The organism is Kordia sp. (assembly GCF_965283645.1).
Lineage (GTDB): Bacteria > Bacteroidota > Bacteroidia > Flavobacteriales > Flavobacteriaceae > Kordia.
Map to the genome: position 1 here is coordinate 3,159,903 of NZ_CBDIPG010000001.1, position 23,274 is coordinate 3,183,176.

Annotated in this window: 21 protein-coding genes; 8 read left to right on the forward strand and 13 right to left on the reverse strand. The window is 33.0% G+C overall.

Annotated elements, in window-relative coordinates:
* Positions 1 to 101: 101 nt before the first annotated feature.
* The gene (locus ACQ654_RS13910) at positions 102 to 1,262 is read left to right on the forward strand and encodes an ATP-binding protein (RefSeq protein ID WP_430410945.1); all 1,161 of its coding nucleotides are present in this window, start codon (positions 102 to 104) and stop codon (positions 1,260 to 1,262) included.
* A gap of 592 nt (positions 1,263 to 1,854) precedes the next feature.
* Here ACQ654_RS13910 and ACQ654_RS13915 read toward each other — a convergent pair.
* The 7 genes from ACQ654_RS13915 to ACQ654_RS13945 all read right to left on the reverse strand — a co-directional run bounded on the left by ACQ654_RS13915 (position 1,855) and on the right by ACQ654_RS13945 (position 9,486).
* Positions 1,855 to 4,455, reverse strand: a complete 2,601-nt coding sequence (locus ACQ654_RS13915; protein ID WP_430410946.1) for a FecR domain-containing protein — start codon at positions 4,453 to 4,455, stop codon at positions 1,855 to 1,857.
* A gap of 59 nt (positions 4,456 to 4,514) precedes the next feature.
* On the reverse strand, positions 4,515 to 5,423 hold the full coding sequence (locus ACQ654_RS13920) for a FecR family protein (RefSeq protein WP_430410947.1): 909 nt from the start codon (positions 5,421 to 5,423) through the stop codon (positions 4,515 to 4,517).
* 52 nt (positions 5,424 to 5,475) lie between these two features.
* On the reverse strand, positions 5,476 to 5,988 hold the full coding sequence (locus ACQ654_RS13925; protein WP_430410948.1) for an RNA polymerase sigma factor: 513 nt from the start codon (positions 5,986 to 5,988) through the stop codon (positions 5,476 to 5,478).
* Positions 5,989 to 6,634: 646 nt separating this feature from the next.
* Positions 6,635 to 7,306 carry a hypothetical protein gene (locus ACQ654_RS13930; RefSeq protein WP_430410949.1) on the reverse strand — a complete coding sequence of 224 codons (672 nt, stop codon included), beginning with the start codon at positions 7,304 to 7,306 and terminating at the stop codon, positions 6,635 to 6,637.
* Positions 7,307 to 7,335: 29 nt separating this feature from the next.
* A complete protein-coding gene (locus ACQ654_RS13935; protein WP_430410950.1) occupies positions 7,336 to 8,421 on the reverse strand; it encodes a hypothetical protein in 1,086 nt (361 codons plus the stop codon).
* Positions 8,402 to 8,947: a hypothetical protein gene (locus tag ACQ654_RS13940; protein WP_430410951.1), complete on the reverse strand. Its 546-nt coding sequence runs from the start codon at positions 8,945 to 8,947 to the stop codon at positions 8,402 to 8,404. Before ACQ654_RS13940 ends, ACQ654_RS13935 begins: the two co-directional genes overlap by 20 nt.
* A gap of 2 nt (positions 8,948 to 8,949) precedes the next feature.
* The gene (locus ACQ654_RS13945; RefSeq protein ID WP_430410952.1) at positions 8,950 to 9,486 is read right to left on the reverse strand and encodes an RNA polymerase sigma factor; all 537 of its coding nucleotides are present in this window, start codon (positions 9,484 to 9,486) and stop codon (positions 8,950 to 8,952) included.
* A gap of 359 nt (positions 9,487 to 9,845) precedes the next feature.
* On the opposite strand from ACQ654_RS13945, the gene ACQ654_RS13950 reads away from it, so the two are divergent.
* Together ACQ654_RS13950 and ACQ654_RS13955 are read left to right on the forward strand one after the other, a co-directional pair.
* Positions 9,846 to 10,112, forward strand: a complete 267-nt coding sequence (locus ACQ654_RS13950) for a hypothetical protein (protein WP_430410953.1) — start codon at positions 9,846 to 9,848, stop codon at positions 10,110 to 10,112.
* Positions 10,113 to 10,124: 12 nt separating this feature from the next.
* Positions 10,125 to 10,784 carry a hypothetical protein gene (locus ACQ654_RS13955; RefSeq protein WP_430410954.1) on the forward strand — a complete coding sequence of 220 codons (660 nt, stop codon included), beginning with the start codon at positions 10,125 to 10,127 and terminating at the stop codon, positions 10,782 to 10,784.
* A gap of 181 nt (positions 10,785 to 10,965) precedes the next feature.
* Here ACQ654_RS13955 and ACQ654_RS13960 read toward each other — a convergent pair whose 3' ends face one another.
* Positions 10,966 to 11,814 carry a DUF4249 domain-containing protein gene (locus ACQ654_RS13960; RefSeq protein WP_430410955.1) on the reverse strand — a complete coding sequence of 283 codons (849 nt, stop codon included), beginning with the start codon at positions 11,812 to 11,814 and terminating at the stop codon, positions 10,966 to 10,968.
* A 4-nt stretch (positions 11,815 to 11,818) separates the two neighbouring features.
* Complete coding sequence (locus ACQ654_RS13965; protein WP_430410956.1) at positions 11,819 to 14,197, reverse strand: TonB-dependent receptor; 2,379 nt, start codon at positions 14,195 to 14,197, stop codon at positions 11,819 to 11,821.
* 323 nt (positions 14,198 to 14,520) lie between these two features.
* On the opposite strand from ACQ654_RS13965, the gene ACQ654_RS13970 reads away from it, so the two are divergent.
* From ACQ654_RS13970 to ACQ654_RS13990, 5 genes are read left to right on the forward strand one after another with little or no spacing between them, the layout of a single operon-like run.
* On the forward strand, positions 14,521 to 15,756 hold the full coding sequence (locus ACQ654_RS13970; protein ID WP_430410957.1) for a hypothetical protein: 1,236 nt from the start codon (positions 14,521 to 14,523) through the stop codon (positions 15,754 to 15,756).
* A 59-nt stretch (positions 15,757 to 15,815) separates the two neighbouring features.
* Positions 15,816 to 16,340, forward strand: a complete 525-nt coding sequence (locus tag ACQ654_RS13975) for a hypothetical protein (RefSeq protein ID WP_430410958.1) — start codon at positions 15,816 to 15,818, stop codon at positions 16,338 to 16,340.
* 18 nt (positions 16,341 to 16,358) lie between these two features.
* Complete coding sequence (locus ACQ654_RS13980; protein ID WP_430410959.1) at positions 16,359 to 16,976, forward strand: hypothetical protein; 618 nt, start codon at positions 16,359 to 16,361, stop codon at positions 16,974 to 16,976.
* Positions 16,955 to 17,770, forward strand: a complete 816-nt coding sequence (locus ACQ654_RS13985) for a sensor histidine kinase (protein ID WP_430410960.1) — start codon at positions 16,955 to 16,957, stop codon at positions 17,768 to 17,770. The genes ACQ654_RS13980 and ACQ654_RS13985 overlap by 22 nt, the downstream gene beginning before the upstream one ends.
* Position 17,771: 1 nt before the next feature.
* On the forward strand, positions 17,772 to 18,518 hold the full coding sequence (locus tag ACQ654_RS13990) for a LytR/AlgR family response regulator transcription factor (RefSeq protein WP_430410961.1): 747 nt from the start codon (positions 17,772 to 17,774) through the stop codon (positions 18,516 to 18,518).
* Between the two features lie 195 nt (positions 18,519 to 18,713).
* Here ACQ654_RS13990 and ACQ654_RS13995 read toward each other — a convergent pair whose 3' ends face one another.
* The 4 genes from ACQ654_RS13995 to mnmG form a co-directional block, all read right to left on the reverse strand.
* On the reverse strand, positions 18,714 to 19,238 hold the full coding sequence (locus tag ACQ654_RS13995; RefSeq protein ID WP_430410962.1) for an OmpH family outer membrane protein: 525 nt from the start codon (positions 19,236 to 19,238) through the stop codon (positions 18,714 to 18,716).
* 306 nt (positions 19,239 to 19,544) lie between these two features.
* Positions 19,545 to 20,387, reverse strand: coding sequence for a class I SAM-dependent methyltransferase (locus ACQ654_RS14000; RefSeq protein WP_430410963.1), 843 nt, complete (start codon positions 20,385 to 20,387; stop codon positions 19,545 to 19,547).
* A gap of 87 nt (positions 20,388 to 20,474) precedes the next feature.
* Entirely contained in the window at positions 20,475 to 21,314 is an 840-nt protein-coding gene (locus ACQ654_RS14005; RefSeq protein WP_430410964.1) for a GNAT family N-acetyltransferase, read from the reverse strand.
* A 34-nt stretch (positions 21,315 to 21,348) separates the two neighbouring features.
* Complete coding sequence (gene mnmG, locus ACQ654_RS14010) at positions 21,349 to 23,220, reverse strand: tRNA uridine-5-carboxymethylaminomethyl(34) synthesis enzyme MnmG (RefSeq protein WP_430410965.1); 1,872 nt, start codon at positions 23,218 to 23,220, stop codon at positions 21,349 to 21,351.
* Between the last annotated feature and the right edge of the window lie 54 nt (positions 23,221 to 23,274).

The following is a 23,274-nucleotide window of genomic DNA, read 5'->3' on the forward strand; positions in this document are numbered from 1 at the left end:
CGTGTGTCGGTTTTTATTTTCCAGAAAACCATACCGTACTTCTGTGGAAAACCTCCATCAATGATAGTGTAAAATTCAACTGTTACAACTATATTTGTCACATGCTTTTCCAAGATATTTTAGGTTTAACACATATTAAAAAACATCTTACCTTGAGTGCTGATGCAGGACGAATTCCGCATGCGCAACTTTTTGTAGGTCCGGAAGGTTGCGGAACGCTTCCGATGGCAGTTGCGTACGCGCAATATGTGTTGTGCCAGAATACGGAGAGTGAAAATTTGGGCGGAAACGAATCGTGTAATTTGAAGTTTACTAATATTTCGCATCCCGATTTGCATTTTGCGTTTCCTGTAGCGGGCAATCATAAAGTAAAAAGTCATCCTGTATCAAAACATTTTTTGGAAGAATGGCGAGAGTTTCTCCAAGAGCAACCGTACGGAAATTTATTCGATTGGTATAAATTGCTTGGTATTGATAATAAACAAGGTCAGATTGGTGTTGATGAAGCGCTTGATGTTGTAAAATCACTTGCGCTAAAATCGTATGAAGGTGGCTATAAAGTGATGATTATTTGGATGGCTGAACGCATGAATACGGCGGCGGCAAATAAGTTGTTGAAGTTGATTGAAGAACCACCAAATAAGACGTTATTTATTTTGATTGCTGAAGACGAAGAACAGATTATTAATACAATTCGTTCACGTTGTCAGTTGTTACATTTTCCGCCTTTGGGCGAACAGGCAATCAAGGAATCGTTGATGGCAAAATTGAATGTTTCGGAAGCAGAAGCTACTAAAATTGCGCATCAATCTAATGGAAATTATAACAAAGCGGTTGATTTAGTGCATCAAGATTCGGAAGATTTGATGTTTGAAACATGGTTTGTTGCTTGGGTTCGATCTGCTTTTAAAGCAAAAGGAAATAAAACAGCTATTCGCGATTTGATTGCTTGGAGTGAAGAAGTTGCCAAAACTGGACGTGAAACGCAGAAGAAGTTTTTAGGTTTTTGTTTGAATCTTTTCAGACAAGCATTATTGCAAAATTATACGGCAACCGATTTGGTGTTTTTTGAACCGCATACCAAAGGGTTTTTCTTGGAAAAATTCGCACCTTTTGTGCATGGAAATAATATTTTGGATATTTCTAAAGAGTTACAAGATGCGATATATCACATTGAACGCAACGGAAATTCCAAGATTGTATTGACCGATTTATCTATTAAATTGACACGATTGTTGCATCGGAAGGATCAGACGTTGTAGATTTTTGATTTTCACCAAAGCTGTATTTCACTCAAAAATTCAATAACTTTTATTATAGCTATTAGTGTCCAAATTATAGCCGCACAAACAATTCCTATTGCGAAGAAAGAAGGAATCATTCTCAAATAGTGATAAACGACTAAACCAAATAAAGCTCCAATTATTGCTACAAATATTATTGTTAAAAAATATCCTTCATTACTTGATATATAATAAATATACTCGGCAATACATGCCCCAATAATTAGATACAATTATTAAAGTTTTATTAGAAGGTTCTTTTTCTGAAATACCGTGTAAATAATCTAGTATAGAGCCTATAAAATCAATAATATAACTTATCTTTTTTAACATTTAATTTTTTCGTATAAATCATAAATTTATGATTTATATTTTCCATAATGTAAGAAAAAACCACCTTAAATCGAAATTGTTATACGTTTTTTAATAATTTGGAAAATCCCATTTCGAAGCAGTATTTGGAAAACTCTAAAAAAAATCAATATATCAAATTAGACTCCATTTGTCAGCAGAGTTGGTTCAACTTATAATTTTAAGTACGCTTTCATAAGTTTTTTAAAATTAGGTTTCTCTAAAAATCCACTCTAAATACCAAATTCGGCGTTAAGCCCAATGAGAAGTTATCAACCGTTTGTAAGCGAAATTGTATGTTGTCATCCGCATTTAGGAAAGGTCTAATTTCGTAATAACGTTCCAGCAAGTTTTTACGATTGTATATGTTGAGTAGTGAAAAACCTATTTTTCCTTTCCAACTTTTCTTTTCGTCAAAGTTAAAAGTATACGTGCCTGAAAAATCAAGTCGGTGATAGTCAGAAATACGCGCTGTGTTCGTATCTCCAATAAAAACAAACAAGTCTCCGTTTGATTGCGTTTCTGCCGTTACAGGCGTGTATGGCGTTCCTGTGCGGTAATTCCAGCCAAGTGAGAATTTAAAATTCCCCATAGTGTACGAATGTGCCCAACGAAAATAATGGCGAATGTCATAATTCCCAGGAAATGCAACACCATTGTTTATACGCGAAAACTCAAATTGGTTGTCGGTGTATGAGTAACTCACCCAAGTTTGATAGTTGTCAATTTTCTTTTCTACTAATAAATCAACACCATGTATTTTACTTCTTCCTTCAGTAAAAATTTCAATAACGCTTGTACTTCCAAAACTTCTGTTGAATGACGTTAGTCCTTTTATTATTTTGTAATATCCATCAATATCAACACGCCAACCGTTTTTATTAAATAAGAAACCAGTAGATATTTGCTGACTTTTTAAGACTGGGAATTCATCACCATTTGCAATTGCCCAAACTTGATTTTCCAAACCTAAATTTGCCGTATTAAATTCTATAATCTGACTTACCGCTTGGTGTTTTAATTCGGCAGAAAGTGTTGTGCTAAAGTTTTTGTTAAGCTTTTTTTCAATGTGTAAACGCGGTTCAAGAAATAGTTTTTTTGTAGTACTGAAATAGTTTGCACGTAAACCTGCATTTATAATTAGTGTTTTTTGATCGTTAAATTTGTATGAAGTATATAGTGCATGCGAATTGTTTATACTTTCTTCAGCCGCTAAATACCTAGTAACACCTTCTTCATCGGCACTAAAACCTGAGAAGCTAAATGATACATCATTGGATGAGAATTGATATCCTGATTGGACTTCGTTTTTTTTATTGATTTTCCAAAAAGTATCATACGAAAACCCAATATCTTTGATTGTATTTCGTTTTTGATCTTCTTCTACTAATTGAATAATATCTCCTTGAAATCTACCTAAATAATCAAAGTCAAATTTTGAATGATATACATTCAGTTTATGCGAAAATTTTTCATTCCATTGTCGTTTCCAAAATGCACTCAATCCGGAGTTTTTAATGCTTAATTGATCGCGTGATGTTTCTTCAAAGAATTCAACTTTTGAACCAAAATCAAGTTCGTTTTTTGTCATTAAATTACTCACCATAATTTCATCTTTATCAGAAATTTTTCCAATAAGTTTTACGGTATAATCTGTAAAAAAGAACCTGTTATTTGTTTCAGAAAAGATATTCTCAGCAACTTCAGTACCTTTTGTAATTTTGGTATTTTGAAATACACGTTCTGAGAAATTGTCGTATGTAAATGTTTCCAACACATCTGTAAATGCCCTACGAGCTGATACGGTAACACCAATTTTTTTGCTGATTGGAACTTTTAAGTACGCATCGGCATGTGTCATATTGAATCCGAATCCGCCAGATAATTTTTCAGGAACTTTGGTGTCTGTCTGAATATCAATGACGCCTGAAATTCGATCTCCGTACCGTGTTTCTGTTCCGCTTTTGTAAATGGAAACTTCTTCTATTACATATGGGTTGAACGCAGATATTAAACCAAAAAAGTGTCCAGAATGATACATTTTTATTCCATCCCAAAGTATTAAGTTTTGATCTGGAGTTCCACCACGAATAAATAGTCCTGAAGCGGTTTCGTTTGGACTTTGAATGCCTGGCAATAGTTGAATACTTTGCAGTACGTCAGGTTCAGTAAGTCCTGGAAGAATTCCGAGTTTTGATGGGGAAATTGTTAATGCACCATTGTTTTGTTTGTTAATTCCAGAAGTTAGATAGTTACTTATAAGTACTTCTTTTAAACTAAATTTTTCTGCAATTAATGGAATTTTTGCGCATGGTATTTCTTGTAGTTCTTTGGCAAGAATTTGTGTTGGTTTGTATCCTAAATACCGAACTTCTATAGTGTCTGATGGAAATGCTAAAAAGAGCTCAAAGTAGCCTTTTGAGTTGGAAACTGTTCCTTTGGATTGTGTTTTATTGACAATAGAAGCATCATTAATTGGCAACTCATTTTCGGCATCAACCAATACGCCACATATTCGTATTTTTCCTTCTTGTGATGGATCTCTGATGATGTAATAGCGATCGTTTACTTTTTCAAAAACAATAGGTGCTTGTGCTTGCAATCGTTGAAAAACAGTGTTTAGCGTTGCATCTTTCAGCCTAAGGGTTATTACTTTGTCTTTAGCCAATTCTGCACGATATGAAAATTTTATATCGTATGCTTTTTCAATGGTGGTAAGGACTTCTTGAAGCGGTTCATTTGTAAATGAGAGATCTACATTGCTTTGGGCAAACAATGTATTTGTGATGAATAGTAGAACAACACTTATAATTCTTCTCATATTACGTTATGGTAAGTCTCTAATAGGCAAATGCTTTTTTTGGTATTAAAAAAGTTGGGCTAATTCGCCTTTTTAAGGATAACTGTATTTTCGTCCTTAAAAGTATATGAAATTTCCATAGGAACAAAGACCGTACGCAATGCAAGTTTCAAATTTTTATGAGAAAAACTTCCTGTAAAGCGTTGTGTTATATCTATGTTGTCGTGTATGAATGTTATTTCGTATTGATTCTGAATGGCATCAATCACATGTTTTAAAGGGATTACACGGAAATTGCTTTCGCCTTCTCTCCATGTTTCGTCTTTGATGTTGAAGTCCCAATTTGATGTGTTGCCTTCCAATTGAGAAAATGCTTTTCCAACTGTTAAAATTGCTGTTTCATCATTTGAAGTTTCAACTTTTACTTTTCCTTCTGTACATTTTACTTCAAATAAGTTAGTTGCTGTTTTCACATTAAATTGTGTTCCAAGCACTTCAACAATTCCAGAATTTGTAGTAACCGTGAATTTTTCTCCTTTTTTTACTTTGAAATATGCTTCTCCAGAAAGTGAAACAGTTCTGTTGTTTTCCCAAGAATCTTTATCAAACGTAACACTTGATTTTGCATTTAATATTGCTTCTGAACCGTCTGGTAAAGCAACAACCATTTGATCTCCATAACCTGTTTCAAATGTTTCTCCGGCAGTTGTGTATACATACGCAAATCCTACTACTAGCAGTATTACTGCGGCAGCTGCATACATCCAAGAAGGAACAAGTTTTCTTGTTTTTGTTTCTTTTGTATCTTGAATTTTAGACAATAGGCGTTGCTTATCAAAAGAAGGTGCTTCAAACTTATTAGTTCCTTCAATAATTTTCATGTAATCTTGATATTCATCAGTGTTTTCAAAACGCGTTTTTTCCGCCTCTGAAATATCACCATTTAGCCATCTTGCTAAAAATGTATCGTCATATTTATCTTTCATCATTTCTACTTGATTCGGTAATAGAACAGTTTTCTTTAAGAATACCCTACCTTTTTTATATATTTCCTATTTCTTTTCTTAATGTTATTAATGCTTTGTGCATTCTTTTTTCTACCGCTTTTACAGAAAGTCCTATAATTTCTGCTATTTCATTGTACGTTTTTTTATCAATTCGGTTGAGTAAAAAAACCTCTCGTTGTCCGTCTGGTAATTTTGCAATGGTACGTTGCAGTTTTTCTTGAAATTCTTTTTCTCTTAAGACAAATTCGGGCGTTTCGTTAGAAACTTTGCCTGTATGTTGTTGTTTGTATTTTAATACTACTTTTTCATGTGCAACTTCATTTAAGAACATGTTGTTGGCTACTGTGTATAGATATGATTTGGCTTTTGTAAAAATTACTTTCGCACAATTTTTCCAGAGTTTTATGAAAGCTTCTTGCACAATATCTTCCGCTTGTTGTTCACTTCCACATTTGTAGTATACAAAGTTGCGAAGTGTTTCAGCATTGGTATTGAATATGGTTTCGAAGTGTTTTGATTCACAAACAGATTTTTCCTCTGTAGCCATTAATTTCTAAGAATTAGTTTTTTTCCAAAACTACGCAATTTTATTTTTAGGTAATTTTTATGTGATTAACGCATTAAAATTCATTTAAAGAAATGATTGATTTTTTAAGTTTTTTCAAATTATTTAGAACGTATTTGTAGAAATTTCAAGAAAACGTAAATTATTTTTAATTTTTATAAAACGCAGCTATCCTTAATAAAAACAGGGTATTCACCACCAATTCTTGATGATTTTAACATTTAATATTAAAATTATTTAATTTTTTTTTAAAATTATGGTAGGGTATTTTCCAGATAGCCTGTTTTATTAGCAAGTTAAGTTAAAATCAAAATTTTGTTATCTCTTTGAGATATTAAAGATTTTAAAACTAATGAAGTTCAATTAAGTCGGTTTTTTATTAGTTGAAAATAAGTGGCAGCAAAGCTATTGAGATCGAGGCTAAAGTCTTTGTTGCCCTTTTTTTAACTATATAATACACATAAGAGGTTGGGAAAAGATTGCTATGAAAAACAAATAACAACTCCGAATAGTTGTTTTTAAGAAATTCGGGAAAAAGAAAATACATCTCAAACCTATTTACTAGTTTTTCTTCCCTCGGTAATTCTAAATTTATCGAGGTTTTTTTCGCTTTAAAGTGAACGAATTACTAAAATTTATCTTTTATTTTTTTCTTTCTTCCCATATTGAAGATTCCTATTTTTAGCCCTAAGCCAACAGAAAATCCTTTGATGTTATCGCGTCCATAAAAAGGCAATCGGAATGATTCTGAGATTCGATATCGAATTCCTGTTTCTATTTGTACAAAGCGTGAAACGTTGTACAATATGTTTACTCCAGGTTCTACTATAAAGAATGAATCGTAATCGTAGGTGTCGTTTTCTAACGGCGTTTCATCAAAATCACCATTTGCTTTTTTCTCAAGTATGGTAACGCCTCCGCCACCAATCATTAATGGAAATGACACACTTATAAAGCGGTTTCCAAATAGTATGGGTTCTAAGTGCAAGCCTCCATATCCACCAACCAAAAGTACCTCATCACCTTCATATACATCGGTATTGTTGGGTTGTTTGCTAAAAAATAAACTTCCAGAGAGTCCTATTTCAAATTTTCGATTGGCTACATACGCCAACTTTAGATTTACAAAACCTGCTTCTTCACCAGATATTCTTCCAAATTGTGGTGTAAATCCTAAATAAACTCCGTGTACAATGTTGGTCCGATCGTCAAATTCGAAGTAATCGTTGGTTTCATCAGTTTGTGCTGTGAGTGTATTGAAAATGAATAGTATGAATACTGCAGTTACTAACTTTTTCATTTTGTATGATTGTTTCGTTTGTTTCGTATTTATAATTCTTTTAATATGATCACGCCTTTGTAACCTGTACATGTAATGGTTCCAGTGTTTTTTGCGCCATATGAAGCGCTAATGCGTCTTATTTTGTCTTTTCTGTCTATAATTTCGCTTTCTATGTTCTCCATTGTTTTTGGAATACGTAAAACGCCTTGCTCAAGCTTAGCTTTAAAATTGAATGCTGTTTCCGAAATATTTATATATACTTCCGCTTCTGTTTGATTGATCTCTAAATTAGGCTCATTTTGTAGGTGTTTTAAAATTCGAAGTTCTCCGTAATTGAGATCGAGTTTTACTTTTCCTCCTACCGTTTTGAAAACCGTTTTTGAATGTTTTATGTTTCCTGAAATACTGTCAATTTTTACAATATTGATATTATCTTTGTTTGAATTGAGTTGTAAGTTTTTAATGTTGCTCAAGATCATTTCTGAACCATCAGAATCAATTTTTAAGTTGGTACCATTGTAAATTTCTAAACTAGCATCCTTTGATGTAATGAATGATTCATGAAGCTCTACAACATTTAGGCTAGCATGTTTTACTGTTATATTTGCATTTTTTAATTCGTCTGAAATACGCAAATCGCCATGCTCCAGAACCGTTTTTAGATTTCCATTCCAACCAGATATGGTAATGTCACCATATTTGTTGTATACTTCTATGGTTGCTTTTTTAGGAAGATATATAGTATAGTTTATGGTTGTTTTTTCGTTTTTGAACGGATCAATTTTACTAATGTATCGTCCTAAAAGTCCACCTTCCTTTTTTTCAATTTTCGAAATAATTTTTACCTCAGCATTGGTTACCGTAATGTCTGTTTTTACTCTATCGAGCAGTTTTTGGGCTTTGTCTTCATTTTTGCCTTCTGCTTCTATGTTTACTACAATTTCAATGGTGTTTTTGTCCCATCCCGTAAGGAAAATATTGCCATACAAATTTTCTAAGTACAGTTTATTTTCATCGGTAAATGTATGGGTTTCCCGAATTTCTTTATTGAGTTTATGTTGTCCTAACACATGTTGATAAGACAGTAAGCATAAGACTCCACAAAGGAATGTTTTATAGAATGAGCTCGCCATCGTCTAAGGTGTTTTGAGTTGGATATGATCTGCGTAAGAGATCTTCCATGAGTTGTATTTTTTTTCTATAGTTGTTTATGATTGCTTCTATGATTATTTGATTGTTGACGCCTTGTCTGAGTTCTTTTTTGAGATTGAGGTATTCTTGGTCTAATTCGTCTATGTAGCTTAAAAATTCTTCTTGCGCTACTTTGGATAAGTTGGTACTGCTTTTTACCAATTGAATTTGATTTTCCACCAACGATTTGTAATGCGTATCTATTTGACGGAATTCTTCACTCACCATGTCATATTCTCCATCTAACTGATTTTCAGAAAAATACACAAACATGCAACCAAATAATAATACCACTGCCGCTGCAACTCTAAAAGAAGCTTTTTTCCATAATGGAATTACTTTTTTTGGTGTTTCGGGCAATTGCTCACTAATTTTTCCCCAAAGTTTTAGTTTGTCAACTTCGTCTATGGAATGATCATCAAACTCATTTCTGTGGGATTGTATGTAGTTTTTTAATTCGTCTTTCATGATCAATTAATTAATTGGATTAACTTCTTTTTGGCTCTGTGATATTGCGATTTTGAAGTTGATACACTGATTTCTAAAATGTCTCCTATTTCTTTATGGTCATAACCTTCTATGAGGTATAAATTAATTATGGTTTGATAGCCGTTTGGCAATTGTTGAATGGCTTTTTTTATGTTACTGATGTCTAAATTTTCTGTGCTTATGTCTTCTACTTTTTCTGGAATCCAATATTCTTGTGCTTCAATGGCAACTAATGGAATTCGTTTTACTTTTAAGTAATTGATACTTTTATTGATGACAATTCGCTTTAACCACGAACCAAATGTACTTTCGTACTTAAACGACGCTAGGTTTTTAAACGCATCGATAAAACTATCTTGAACCACATCTTCCGCATCTTCTTTTACCTTTACAATCCGAATACTTACATTAAACATAGCATCTACGTATAGTGAATACAGTTTGTACTGCATTTTACGATCGCCAAGCTTGCTTTTTTCTACAAGATCTTTATGTGTAAATAGTATAGCGTTGTTCACTATGATATAAAATATGGTATGCGGTTATGATTTGTTTCTTTTACTAAAGACAACAGTCTTTGACAAAGGTTGCATATTTTGATAAATAATTTTTCTTTTTTAGCAAAAACAGTCTTTTCGTAGCTTCTAAGACGTGTTTTTTTATTCTTTCTTCCTGATTTTTATACGATTAGGTAATTTAACCATTTTTTAAATCAAGTAATTATACGCTGAAAATTCTTCAGCTATCGTAAGATATTTGTAATGCAATCATTAAGAGTATAATTATTTAGTAGCTACATTCCTTTTTTTGATTGTTAAAGGTCGAATCTGAAAAGCCTTCACAAAAAGAGTAAGAACTAATTTAAAAATTACCTACCATGTCAAACCTACCAGGAGCTTATTCTCCATACACATGTAAAATTGCAGCAGCAGCTGAAAAAGCTTTTGCACAAGCAATGAAAGGAATTGTTGGTGTACGTTACATGCCAGTTGCCGTTTCAACACAGATCGTTTCAGGAGTAAACTACAAATTTTTCTGTAACACACAAGCCGCTACTATTATGCCATTAAATGGCGCGGCTATTGTAAGCATTTATGCACCTCTTGAAGGAGATGCTCATATTACTCATATTCAAACCTTATAAAACCATATAATCATGCAAGGAATACCAGTACCAGTTAAAAATGTAAATATATATGCATATTTTAACCCAACAGAACCTTTACAAGAACTAGTAATTGAAGGCGCTACAGGAACTTATACTGTAGGAACCTTAACAACTAACATATTTTATAACTTAGACTTAAATGACGACGGAAAACGTGTAAATCCATTACAGGTACATGGCAGATATTATGCTACATTTGAATATGAAGGAAGTAAAAAATCTATTACAACCGTATGGATGTTCTGTTTAGACAATTCAGATACACCAAAATTTGGTCGTACAATCAGCTTATTCCATTCTGATGACGCAAACGATACAGCTACACCAGCTATTGTAGATCAATCAGATTATATTAAACTTACGCCATTACACGATATTACAGTAAGTCAATTATTTCCACCACCAGCTATTGGACAACGAACTTTAATTGAACACGGAACAGGGAATATTATTGGAACTAGAATTGGAACTCCACATCTTATGGGTGTTGAAGTAGACAATGGTGAACTAGTTGGTAAATTTGCGCCAGGAATGAAACGAATTATTATTAGTGGACGAACTGATAGTGGTGAATTAATTTCAAGAACTGATTTAACCGTAATTTCTAATGGCAAACCTGCTATATTTTTAAGAACATTTCCATCATAAGATTTAAAAGTTCTTTTAAAATTTTATAAAAAAACCTCTAAGAAACTAATACTTCTTAGAGGTTTTTTGTGGTATATAGTTCTCTATGTTTTTAAACATAAAAAAGCGCAATTTATACTGAAATTACGCTTTTGGTTGAATGCAAATACATTCGAATTAAATAAACTAATTAAGAGTTTTTTTATTGAAATGTATAGGTAACTTGATCAAATTCTGTAACTCTAAAATACCCAAAAGCATAATTAGCTTCATTGGTTGTGTTGACGCAATTTCCTCTAATTTCTGCGGGCGTTACCGAAAATGGATCACCGCCAGAATCGTATTGTTCTACAAGTAATGATACATAATTGTAGTAACGTTGCGAAATTCCGTATAGTTGTATGCTTACAGTATCACCTGGATTGTATTCTGCTTCAGGATCTTCATCATCTCTTTCTTTTTCAAAGAATTCTTCTTGCTCATTTCCGTTGGTAAATTCGTCTGATTGTGTTTCTAATTCTGCAAATAAATCAACATCTTCTTTGTTTCGAAACAAGTAATAGTTATCAACATCTGCCGGATCATTAAAGTATATCGTAACATCTAATACTTCATCGTCAAATCCGCCTTCTAACGATTGTTCAACACTGTTTATAGGCGTTACAGACATTAATTGCTCCGTTGCTGTGTAGGTTTCTCCATCATGAATTACCTCTAACGTGTATGAATCATTTAATACAGGAACGAAATTGTTTATGGTATATGTTCCATCATTCTGATCTGTAAAATTGTACACTGCAGTTGAGTTGTTGTTTGTCACTTTTACAGAAGCACCAATAACGCTTGTGTTTTGTGTAGTATCAAAAAACGGTGTTGATGTACTTAATTTTATAGTTTGATTGTTCCCTGTTGTTCCTTTTTCCCAATCTAAAGAAGCTTCAATCACCAAACGTGGTGCCGCTTCAGGAACATCAACATCAACTTTGTCATCACATGCTACAAATGTGATGAATAGTGCTAAGATTGCTGTTAATTTTATATATTTTTTCATGTGCTTAAAATTTAAAATTATACGTTATCGATGGAATAAAACTTCCAAAAATTGAGAGTCTTCGTGCTTCGTTTACACCTGTATCAAAATCTTGTGTAAATGAAATTGATGCCGCGTTTCTTCTCGCATATGCATTATACACACCAAAAACCCATTCGCTTTGCCAGCGTCTGTTTTTGTTTTTACTTGGTGTAAACGTTGCTGATAAATCAAGTCTGTGATATGCAGGTAAACGATTGGCATTTCGTTCGTCAAAACTAGCAATGGAAATACCTTCATATTCGTATTGTCCGTTTGGATACGTTACAGGACGACCAGTTTGATACACAAAGTTTGCGCTAAAACGCCATTTTTCATTAAAATCGTAACTTCCTGTTATAGAAATATCGTGCGTTCTGTCATATGGTGTATTGTACCAGTTTCCACGGTTAATTCCTGGTCCGCCAGCATTTCCACCAAGCGCTCTTTGCTCAGATTTTGATAGTGTATAGGCAAACCAACCTTTGAATTTTCCTTTGTTTTTTCTGAATAATACTTCTAAACCATACGCTCTTGCTTCTCCGTTTAAAATTTCAGTTTCAATATTATTAGTTCCAATGAGGTCAGAACCATCAATATAATCAATTCGATTGTCTACATTTTTATAATACGTTTCTAACTCTAACGAGTATTTTTTGTCGTTGAAATTTTTATAATATCCAACCGCAAATTGATTCGATTTTTGTGGTTTAATGTACCGTCCACTTGGCGCCCAAACATCTAATGGCGTTACCGAAACCGTGTTAGATAATAAATGTACATATTGAACCGATCGTGTGTAACTTGCCTTTACCGAAGATTCGTCATTGAGTTGGTATGAAAGTCCAAGTCTTGGTTCAAGGTTTGCAAATGTTTTGATGCTTTCGCTCTTTTTATAATCTGTAGTGCTTATTTCTTCGCCTTCTTCATAAATACCGATTTCATTGTTGTATACAACAGGCAAATCATTTGCGTAGTTAGCCAATGCTTGTCCGCCCAAACGACTAAAAGTACTGAAACGCAAACCGTATTGTGCTGTTAATTTGTCTGTCAATTCATGTTCGGCACTAATGTAAGCCGCCGCTTCAAACGCTCTTTTTTGATCAAGTTTTCTAAAGTTAATTGACGAACTTGGATCTGAAGGTCGTACTTCTCCCGGATTGAAGTTGTATGAAATTCCGCTTACACCAAAATCAAGCTTTAATTTATCACTTGCATAATAGCGTAAATCATACTTTACGTTAAAGTTTTCAATATCTGCAACCCAATCTAACTTTATAAAATCGAGAATAATTTCATAATCGTATTTACTGTAGATTAATGATAAGTTTGAGAAGAGTTTTTCATTGAATACATGATTCCAACGCAAGTTGGCCGATGTGTTTCCGTATCTGTTTTTGATGAATTTTGAAATGTCAAAAATATCTCTTCCAAAGTATCCAGAAAGATAGATTCGATTGTTTTCATTGATTTCGTAATTCGTTTTTAGGTTTAAATCGTAAAACGAAATTTTATCGTCTTTTATTTCTTCAATCAATGGCATAAACAAGTGTGCATACGACGTTCGTCCGGCAACTAAGAAAGATCCTTTTTTATTAAACATTGGACCTTCAACCGCCAAACGACTTGATATGATCCCGACACCACCATTAACTTCTAAGTTTTTACTGTTTCCGTCTTTCTGGCGTACATCTAACACGGAAGAAATTCGTCCTCCAAATTTTGCAGGAATATCGCCTTTATATAGTTTAATATCTTTTATCGCATCAGCATTAAACACCGAGAAAAAACCAAAAAAGTGTGATGTATTGTAGATAATTGCTTCATCTAACAACACCAAATTTTGATCGGCCGCACCACCACGAACGTTGAATCCGCCAGTTCCTTCTCCAGCATTGGTAACACCTGGCAACATCTGAATGGATTTAATTACATCTACTTCACCTAAAACGACTGGCATTTGTTTTATGGTTGCCGCATTTAGTTTAGAAACACTCATTTGTGGTTTTCTAATGTTGACACGTTCAGATTCTTCCGCTTCAATAACTACTGCGTCTAAAGACGTTGATGCTTCATTGATTTCTAAATTTACTGTTTGATCCACCGTTAAGTTAACTTCTTTCGTAATGGTTTTGTATCCAATAAACGAAATTACTAACGTGTAGGTTCCTTTTGGTGCAGTTAACGAATAGAAACCGTATTCATTGGTTACAGCTCCGTTGGTTGTTCCTTTTAAATATACGGTAGCACCAAGCAAGGTTTCCCCGTTTTTTTTGTCTTTAATGGTTCCGCTTACGCTAAATTTTTCTTGCGCAAAGAGAAATGTACTCATTAAAAGACAAATCCAGATAACACTGTTTTTCATTGTTTTTATATATTTTCTGATTGATATTCTACAGCTATTGACAACTGATAAAATAAAAGGTTGCACGATTAACAAATTTTTAAGTCACAAAAATAAACTTCTCAAAGCGTAGGATGTAGTTTATAAACTTTTTTTTAACTAAAGTATTATAAAATCAAGGTTACCGATTATCGAATGAACTAAACCGTTCCTAAAACTACTCTATATAATTAATCACTTGTATTTCATCTTTGTTACCATAATTACGTAATGATACAACCATCAAAGGCGGAAACCGAAAAGCCTTTTTATAAAAGAGTAGGAAATTATTAAAGTAAATAATTATGGAAAATACAAAAAACTGTAATCAAACAAGACTTATAAAAGGAACGTATTCTTGTGATAATTTTTCAGATGTATATGTTGGAGACTGTAACGGTGTTCATAAAAAAATAGCAAAAAGTAGCACATTAGCATCTGTAGATTTTGAAGCAAAAGCAAGCTGTAACGGCTACTTATACTTTGTGTGTTGGAGTGATGATGCTGGTTTAAATGGGTTATTAGCTGAATTACACGGATCCAATAAAGTACTTTCGGGCGCACATTCAAAATGGGAAGTGTATCCAACAGGAATTGATTTCGATACTGAAGCAACAAGACCTTCAGAAGCAATTGTAAATGAACAATTGAAAAAAGCAACTTGTAAAAAATGGAAAGCTGTTACGGAAGGACCGAACAACGATGCGACTATTTTTAGAGATTATCCGAATATTGCGGATAAGGCGCATTTTATTTGGTTCGATTCGAAAAAAAGTTCGGGAACAAATGCACCATTTTCAGGATTTAATCATGATGAGTTTTTAATTTTTAGATTTCCTGTAAAGGAATTGTTTAGAGAAGAATGTTATAATTGCGATTTGGATTGTGAATGTAAAGATGACTGCTGTTGTTCCGTTTGTGAAGAAACAATTAGTGAGGAGCAAAAAGTACTGAAAGCAGAAGCATTACGTAAAACTTTTGTGATAAAAGGAAAAGAAAACAATACAAAAAGATGTAAAACGCCATATGCTAGTATCGCTTGTTCTACACTCGATTTACCAACCTTAGAACCTTGCTTCTACTTGCATTGGGGCGATGGACCACAAGATCAAATGGGAACACGTGACCAAGAAGTATTGTACATCACAGCATGTAATCCATATGGAAATTTACGCTTTAGAGGATTGACAATTACAAAAGTTACTATTGTGGCTAAAAGAAAAGTTTTTAACCCTGGAAATCATGGTGGCACCATATCAACTCCTGGTATTGTAATTACACCTGTACGTGATGTAATTGAAAAGGAGAAAGCAACATCTATTTCTGAGGCACACAACACAATTCAGTTGATTCCAAATCGTTTGATTCGCTTTGGAGATTTGTGCGGATGCGCATGTGCAAGTCAGGCCTTATACTTATCCATTCAAAATGCAGTAGCACGAGATTATGAAATTCATGTGGAATATTGTATTGATCAAATAGAAATTAATCAAGACAATACGGGAAAAACACTGTTTCCTATTACACTAATAAAGAGTTAATTATAAATTTTAAAAAAACGTTCCGCTTGTTTGCGCAGGCGGAACATAATAATACGATTATGAAAACAAATATTACATATTTAACAATTTTATTCTTACTTTTAGTAATCTATTCATGTGATGATGTTATCCCAGAAACTGCTTTGTGTATAGATGATGCTATTACAATGGAAAAAAACTATGTGATGCTTAAAGGTTTTGACAAGAATCCAAACCATGATAATAGAATTATTTCATTTACACATGAGCAGATGGAAAGTAATTTAAACTACCTAACGGCACAAGCTGAAAAAAGAGGTATTTCGGAAGAAGAGCTAGGGTTTAGAGTTTATTTTGCTGCAAAAAAAGAAGAGTCTTTCGTCAAAGGAAAACTTAAATCTATTGGTTCTGAAGAAGAAGCTTATTCAACAGTGTTTTTTGTTGCAACTATAAAAGGAGAATCGGAAGATGCTAATGATTATAAAAATATATATGAAATTCCTGCTTTAAATTATGGAGGTTCAAGAAGGCCGCCAAATAACCCATATAACCCAGATCCAGGACAACGTTGTCCAATTATAGAGCAAAATGTTCATGCTCATTAAAACTAACCTAAATAAAATATGATTCTTATCTTTTTTTTATGCTTTCAAATAGCTGCTTTAGTCGCAGCTATTTGGTATTGGCATTCTTATAAAGATACAACACAGCGTTATTTTTTGTGGTTTTTGATATATGTAGTTAGTCATGAAGTTTTAGGACTTCTATACCAACGAGTATTTGATAATAATAATGATATACTTTACAATATTTTCACATTGGTTTCTTTTCCATTTTACTGCTGCTGGTTTTATAAAATTCTACAGAAACGTAAATGGTTAGTGTATGTATTATCAACTGCTTTTGCCATTGCATTTTTAAATGATATTGTTAACATAAACCCTTTTGATTATTTGTATTTGAATCCAATCATTATTGGCGCTTTTTGCATTTTAGTCTTAACCATAAGTTACTTTGTAGAATTACTAAATAAAGATGCTATCACAACTTTTGCTAGCTCACAAAAATTCTGGATTGTTACTGGATTGTTTTCTTTTTATATAGGATTACTTCCACTATTATTATTTCATAGTTACTTGAGCTATGAAGGATATTTTTACGAAACAGTCATTACGGTATTAAATGCCGTTTTATATAGTTGTTACCTTAAAAGTTTTATATGCCTGAAAAAGAAGATATAGGAGAGTTTTATACTGTAGAAGAAATTTTCTTTTTACTATCAGGCACTGCCTTGTTAATTGCAGTAGCTGTTGTAATTCTATTTTACGTATTCATTACACGTAAGAATAAATTATTAACGGATAAAGCAATGTCTATTAATAGTTATGAAAAGAAAATGATTGAGCTAGAATTGCACGCGTTACGATCGCAGATGAATCCGCATTTTGTACATAATTCGCTCAACGCGATTCAATATTATATTCAACTCAACGATATTGATCAATCTGAGAATTATTTGACACGTTTTTCAAAATTGGTGCGTCAGTTTTTTGACTATTCGCGCAAGCAATTAATCAGTATTGAAGAAGAAATAGACTTGATTTCTAATTATTTATCACTTGAAAAATTACGCTTTGAAGACAAACTTTCGTATGAAATTATTTGTGACGAAACAGTAGACAAAGAAGCTTCCATTCCATCCATGGTATTGCAACCAATTGTAGAAAATGCGGTAAATCATGGCATTTTTCATAAAAAAACTGCTGGAAAAGTGACCATTACATTTTCGCAACTTTCAGAAGATACGTTTTGTGTAGTAGTGAAAGATGATGGTATTGGCATTAAACAATCTAAAAAATTAGCTAAAAACATAATTAAAAATCATGATTCTCATTCTTCTGAAGTGTTGGACGAACGTCTAAAATTATTAGAACAAATTGATAATTGGCATGTGGAATATACCATTAAAGATCGTTCCGAATTTGGCAATGAACAAGGAACACTTGTTACCCTAATTTTTAAACTACCAAACTAGCATGACTGTAACTGCAATTCTTATTGACGATGAATACAAATCGTTAGCAATTTTAAAAAACAAACTGGAGCGTTTGTGCCCAAATGTGAATGTTATCGGAGAAACGCAAGATCCGGAAGAAGCCATTGAATTGATCGAACAATTAAATCCTCAATTGGTCTTTTTAGATATTGCCATGCCAGGCATGAATGGTTTTGAAGTGTTGCAAAAAATTTCACAACCACAATTTGAAGTCATTTTTGTAACCGCTTTTGATAAGTATGGAATTGAAGCCATTAAACATTGTGCTATTGGCTACATTGTAAAACCAATTGACAGCCAAGATTTAATTCAGGCAGTTGCAGTTGCTACGCAGAATATTTCGGATAAAACAGCCTTGCAAAAGAACAAGCAGTTGATTGAAAATTTAGGCATTCAATCATTTCAACAAAAGAAAGTTGTGATTCCTTCGCAAGATGGTTTAGAGTTTGTAAAAATTGAAGATATTATTCACTGTCAAGGAACCGATGGTTATACCAAAATTTATTTTCAAAATGATAAACCAATTATGAGTTCGTACAGTATTGGGCATTTTTTTAAGCTTTTAAAGCATAAAGATTTTTACCTCATTCACAAATCGCATCTAATCAATATCAATTATATTTTAAAGTATTTAAATGAAGGTTATGTGGTTTTGCAAGACAATTATAAGTTGCCAGTTTCCAGGAATAAGCGCACGGATTTTTTGAATATGATTCGGAGTGAATAATGTAGTAATTTGAAAATGGCTGTTGAGAAAATTTTAAGTTCATTATTGTCATTCCTGCGAAGGCAGGAATCCATTCTTCCCTAAATAGATTCCGCAACAAGTGTGGAATGACATATTTTATCAAAAGTATATCACAAAAAAAAGACCTTCATTTCTGAAAGTCTTTCTAGTTTGAATCTTGTATGTATGTTGAAATTATTTCTTTTCAGCGGCGTACTTTTCGTTTAGCTTGTCTAAGAGAATTTTTGTAATATCACTTTCTTCTTTTCCGTAATAAACTGTTCCAACGTATTCGTTTTTACCAAGAATGTAATCGTATCCGTTTGTTTTTCCGTATTCGGCAACGAAGTCTTTTACTTTATTTAGTAAAGAGTCGTTTAATGCTTGACTTTCTTCAGAAATTGCTTTTTCAGAAATTTGATATTGCTGTTGCAACATTCCTTGCTTTTGTTGCAATTGTCCCATCAACTCATCTTGTTTCGCCTTTGACATTTTTGCCGCTTTCATTTGTGCAGTTTGAACTTCCAATTGAAAAGCGCGCCCAATACTGTCATTATATTTTTGGAAATTTTCAATTTTCCCTTTTATTTTTGCTTCCAAATCTTTTTTCTCTTGGTATTCATTTACCAATTCAGAATTGTCAACAAAAGCAATTTTTGCCGATTCTTGACAAGAATACAATCCGAAAGCAACAACTGCTAAAACGATTAATTTTTTCATTTGTATAAATTTTTAGTTTTTTACCTATTTACTTTTTGAAATTTGATAAAACGCATCATTCCGTTTTTTATCATTTTTCGTTGCCGCAAAAATAGAAATAAAGTTTACATAACAAATTGTGAACTTTGAATGATTTTTCATGAAAACTACATGTATAAGAATAATCTATAATAAATTTATGTATAATAAGTGAAATTGATTAAAAGTGAATGATTTATCATTGCTTTTTAACTGATTTCTGAAAAGATTCAATATATTTTACTGGTAGAAACGTAAAATGCGCTTAAAACAGCTTACAATGTGTTTTTAGTTGTTTTTAATAACGTAAATCAACGAAGAATACTCTGAAGTTGTAATCGCTTTGAAGTTTGATACAAATCCTCTGTAAAACGCTTTAATAGGATTCATTTTTCCTGTTTTGTGTTTTTCAGAAAGTAAACTCACATAATACGCATCAAACTTCATTGGTAAGATTTTTACTACTTTCATATCTTGCTTTCCAAAAAGTTGTTTGATGGATTTTTGTGAGAAATGCCAAAGGTGTCTTGGTACATCAAAAGCTGCCCAACTTTCTTTGTAGTGATTTGCATCGTGACTTTTAAAATTTGGAACGGCAATAAAAATAGTTCCGTTAGGTTTTACAATTCTTTTTAGCGTTGCTATTTGTGCTTGCAAATCTGGAACATGTTCCAACACATGCCACATCGTAATTGCATCAAAACTTTCATCAGGAACTTCTGCTAGCCAATCGTTATTTTCAATTTGGATTCCTGTTTTTTCACTTGCAATTTTTCGTGCTTGTGCATCAGGTTCCACGCCGGCAACATTCCATTTGTATTCTTGTGCCATTTTTAAAAAGTCGCCTGTTCCACAACCAATATCCAACACTTGTTGCGAACCAGTTTTTGTATGTTGGGTTACCAATGCCATTTTTTTAGACAACATATATGAACGAACCCAATGATATACATTTTCAAATAAGTTTCTTTTTGTATCGGTATGCGAGATATAATCTTCACTTTGATAGTAGGAAGGTAATTTTTCCAAACTTGGTTGTGGCTCGGTTTTGTACATTTCCAACACGGCATCAAAAACCAATTGAAATTCTTCACCTGAAACTGAATAATCTTTTACCGTTACGTTGTTCATTTTTTTGCACTTCTATTTTTATCGTATTGTTCCACGTGGAACATTTTGTTTTTTTCGTTTCTACTTCGAAAGTTTCAATTGCTATAGTTAATTTATAGAACCGAAATGAAAACTCATATCGTATTGGTCGATATAATTATTAAAATTCATCTTTTTGAAAAAAGCGTGTATATTTTTATTTGCTGTATCAATATTAATAATATTATAATTTCCTGTTTCTAATCCTGAAAATAGAATTTCTCCAAATTTATTCCAATCATTTTGCTGTACTCCTAATTTATGAATTCGTTTTGAAGTTTTATGAAAAAGTAAATATGCTACAATTTCATTCTCATCAAAAACAGAAATTGACATCAAATTATTTTGATACTTTTTTAAACAATGATTTTGGTTTTCAATAGATGGAAAATAATTTTGTAACTGGTTAAAATCTGAAAAATTAAATTCGGCAGCAACTACAATTTTATATTCAGTTTGAATTGTTTTTTGTTTCCACTCAAACTTATATAAATGATATTGACGATCTATATTGAAACCTACTTTTTGATACGCTAAAATGGCACGCTCATTTTTTGTAATACATTCCAATGTGCTTTTTTGAATTCCGTTTTCTTGAAGCTTTGCAATTCCTGTATCATACAATTTCGTGAGCAAACCTTTTCTACGATATGCTGGAATGATTCCTGTAGAAGCGTTATACGCAACGTTGGTTTCTCCATATATATTGATTGCATGAATAATGAATCCGACGAGTTTCTTATGATCAAAAACACCAAAGGATAAACTGTAATCTACGCCAGAAGCTGTCCAGCGTTCATTTACATAATCTATGGTAAAATTGATCGGAATGATGTAATCAGAAAACGCCAAATTCAAGGTTGAAATGATCTCTTCAATTGGCGTATATTCTAATGATTTTATTTCCATGACATAAAATGTTCCACGTGGAACACTAATCGTTTTATCTATTTAAGTAGACTAACATTACACTAATATCACTTGGAGAAACTCCACTAATTCGTGATGCTTGTGATAAGTTTACAGGACGAATTTTACTCAGCTTTTGTCGTGCTTCCATTGATAAATTTGTCAATCCATCATATACAAAATCAGCTGGGATTTTTACACGTTCTAAATTATTTAATTTGTCAGCATTGCTTTTTTCTTTGTTAATATAGCCAGCATATTTAATCTGAACTTCGGTCTGTTCCAGCACATCTTTATCAAGATTATTGTCTTCAATAAATTGTGAAACTGAAGCCACTTGTTTCATATCATCCATGCTAATATTTGGACGCGCAAATATTTTAAACATCTTGTCCTGCTGTCTAACTTGTGCCGAATCTTTGGCTTCCAAAACAGGATTTATTTCTTCAGGTTTTACACTAGTATCTTTAAAGAATTGGATAAAAGCATCAGAATTTGTCTTCTTCTTTTCCATCGCTTTCAGTCGTTCTTCACTCGCCAAACCAAGTTCATGACCAACAGGTGTGAGTCTAAAATCTGCATTATCCTGACGTAGCAAGGTTCTGTATTCTGCACGCGAAGTAAACATTCTATAAGGTTCTTCTGTTCCTTTTGTGATCAAATCATCTACTAAAACACCAATATATGCTTCGTTTCTTTTTAGAATAAATTCATCACGTTCTTGCACTTGCAAAGCTGCATTTATTCCTGCCATTAATCCTTGCGAAGCCGCTTCTTCATAACCTGTTGTTCCGTTAATTTGTCCAGCAAAAAACAGTCCATCTACAATTTTTGTTTCCAGCGTGTGCTTTAATTGTGTTGGTGGAAAATAATCATATTCGATTGCATAGCCAGGTCTAAAGAATTTTACATTTTCAAAACCTACTACTGAACGCAATGCTTTAAACTGAACATCTTCTGGTAATGACGTTGAAAATCCATTTACATATACTTCACAAGTATTCCAACCTTCAGGTTCTACGAATAATTGATGACGATCCTTGTCTGCAAACCGATTTATTTTATCTTCAATTGATGGACAATATCTTGGCCCAATAGATTGTATTCTTCCATTGAACATTGGCGATCTGTCAAATCCTTCTTTGAGTAAATTGTGTACTTCTGGTGACGTATAGGTCATGTGACATGCACGTTGATTTTCTAAAGGTTTTGTAGATTTTAGGTATGAAAATTTATCTGGAATTTCATCTCCAGGCTGTATGATCATTTTAGAATAATCTAATGAACGACCATCAACGCGTGGTGGCGTTCCTGTTTTCATTCGACCCGATTCAAAACCAAGTGCAACTAATTCTTCAGTAATTCCGGTTGCAGCTCTTTCTCCTGCTCTTCCACCACCAAAGTTTTTATCTCCAATATGAATCAATCCGTTTAAGAATGTTCCATTAGTTAATACAACCGTTTTCGATCGTATTTCTAACCCTAAAGAAGTTTTTACACCTTTTATTTTTCCACCTTCTATAATTAAACCACGAACCATTTCTTGATAAAAATCTAGGTTTTCGGTTCGTTCTAACATTAAACGCCATTCTTCTGCAAATCGCATGCGGTCACTTTGTGCTCTTGGCGACCACATTGCAGGACCTTTTGATTTGTTGAGCATCTTAAACTGGATTGCAGAGTTGTCAGTAACAATTCCGCTATATCCGCCAAGTGCATCAATTTCACGCACAATTTGTCCTTTGGCAATTCCGCCCATAGCAGGATTGCAAGACATTTGTGCAATGTTTTGTAAGTTCATCGTAACGAGCAATGTTTTGCTTCCCATATTGGCAGCGGCAGCGGCAGCTTCTGAACCAGCGTGACCAGCACCAACAACTATTACATCATATTCCGTATTAAACATATCTTAACGATTGAATTTTTTTTGTTTACAATTTTGAAAATACTGAGCTTGGTA

Bases quoted from the DNA above. Each gene is read 5' to 3' on its own strand.
- ACQ654_RS13935 (WP_430410950.1), bottom strand. From the start codon at position 8,421: ATGGCGAGCTCATTCTATAAAACATTCCTTTGTGGAGTCTTATGCTTA.
- ACQ654_RS13950 (WP_430410953.1), top strand. From the start codon at position 9,846: ATGTCAAACCTACCAGGAGCTTATTCTCCATACACATGTAAAATTGCA.
- ACQ654_RS13960 (WP_430410955.1), bottom strand. From the start codon at position 11,814: ATGAAAAAATATATAAAATTAACAGCAATCTTAGCACTATTCATCACA.
- ACQ654_RS13970 (WP_430410957.1), top strand. From the start codon at position 14,521: ATGGAAAATACAAAAAACTGTAATCAAACAAGACTTATAAAAGGAACG.
- ACQ654_RS13910 (WP_430410945.1), top strand. From the start codon at position 102: ATGCTTTTCCAAGATATTTTAGGTTTAACACATATTAAAAAACATCTT.
- ACQ654_RS13955 (WP_430410954.1), top strand. From the start codon at position 10,125: ATGCAAGGAATACCAGTACCAGTTAAAAATGTAAATATATATGCATAT.
- ACQ654_RS13940 (WP_430410951.1), bottom strand. From the start codon at position 8,947: ATGAAAGACGAATTAAAAAACTACATACAATCCCACAGAAATGAGTTT.
- ACQ654_RS14005 (WP_430410964.1), bottom strand. From the start codon at position 21,314: ATGGAAATAAAATCATTAGAATATACGCCAATTGAAGAGATCATTTCA.
- ACQ654_RS13920 (WP_430410947.1), bottom strand. From the start codon at position 5,423: ATGATGAAAGATAAATATGACGATACATTTTTAGCAAGATGGCTAAAT.
- ACQ654_RS14000 (WP_430410963.1), bottom strand. From the start codon at position 20,387: ATGAACAACGTAACGGTAAAAGATTATTCAGTTTCAGGTGAAGAATTT.
- ACQ654_RS13930 (WP_430410949.1), bottom strand. From the start codon at position 7,306: ATGAAAAAGTTAGTAACTGCAGTATTCATACTATTCATTTTCAATACA.
- ACQ654_RS13925 (WP_430410948.1), bottom strand. From the start codon at position 5,988: ATGGCTACAGAGGAAAAATCTGTTTGTGAATCAAAACACTTCGAAACC.
- ACQ654_RS13965 (WP_430410956.1), bottom strand. From the start codon at position 14,197: ATGAAAAACAGTGTTATCTGGATTTGTCTTTTAATGAGTACATTTCTC.
- ACQ654_RS13995 (WP_430410962.1), bottom strand. From the start codon at position 19,238: ATGAAAAAATTAATCGTTTTAGCAGTTGTTGCTTTCGGATTGTATTCT.
- ACQ654_RS13985 (WP_430410960.1), top strand. From the start codon at position 16,955: ATGCCTGAAAAAGAAGATATAGGAGAGTTTTATACTGTAGAAGAAATT.
- ACQ654_RS13975 (WP_430410958.1), top strand. From the start codon at position 15,816: ATGAAAACAAATATTACATATTTAACAATTTTATTCTTACTTTTAGTA.
- mnmG (WP_430410965.1), bottom strand. From the start codon at position 23,220: ATGTTTAATACGGAATATGATGTAATAGTTGTTGGTGCTGGTCACGCT.
- ACQ654_RS13980 (WP_430410959.1), top strand. From the start codon at position 16,359: ATGATTCTTATCTTTTTTTTATGCTTTCAAATAGCTGCTTTAGTCGCA.
- ACQ654_RS13990 (WP_430410961.1), top strand. From the start codon at position 17,772: ATGACTGTAACTGCAATTCTTATTGACGATGAATACAAATCGTTAGCA.
- ACQ654_RS13915 (WP_430410946.1), bottom strand. From the start codon at position 4,455: ATGAGAAGAATTATAAGTGTTGTTCTACTATTCATCACAAATACATTG.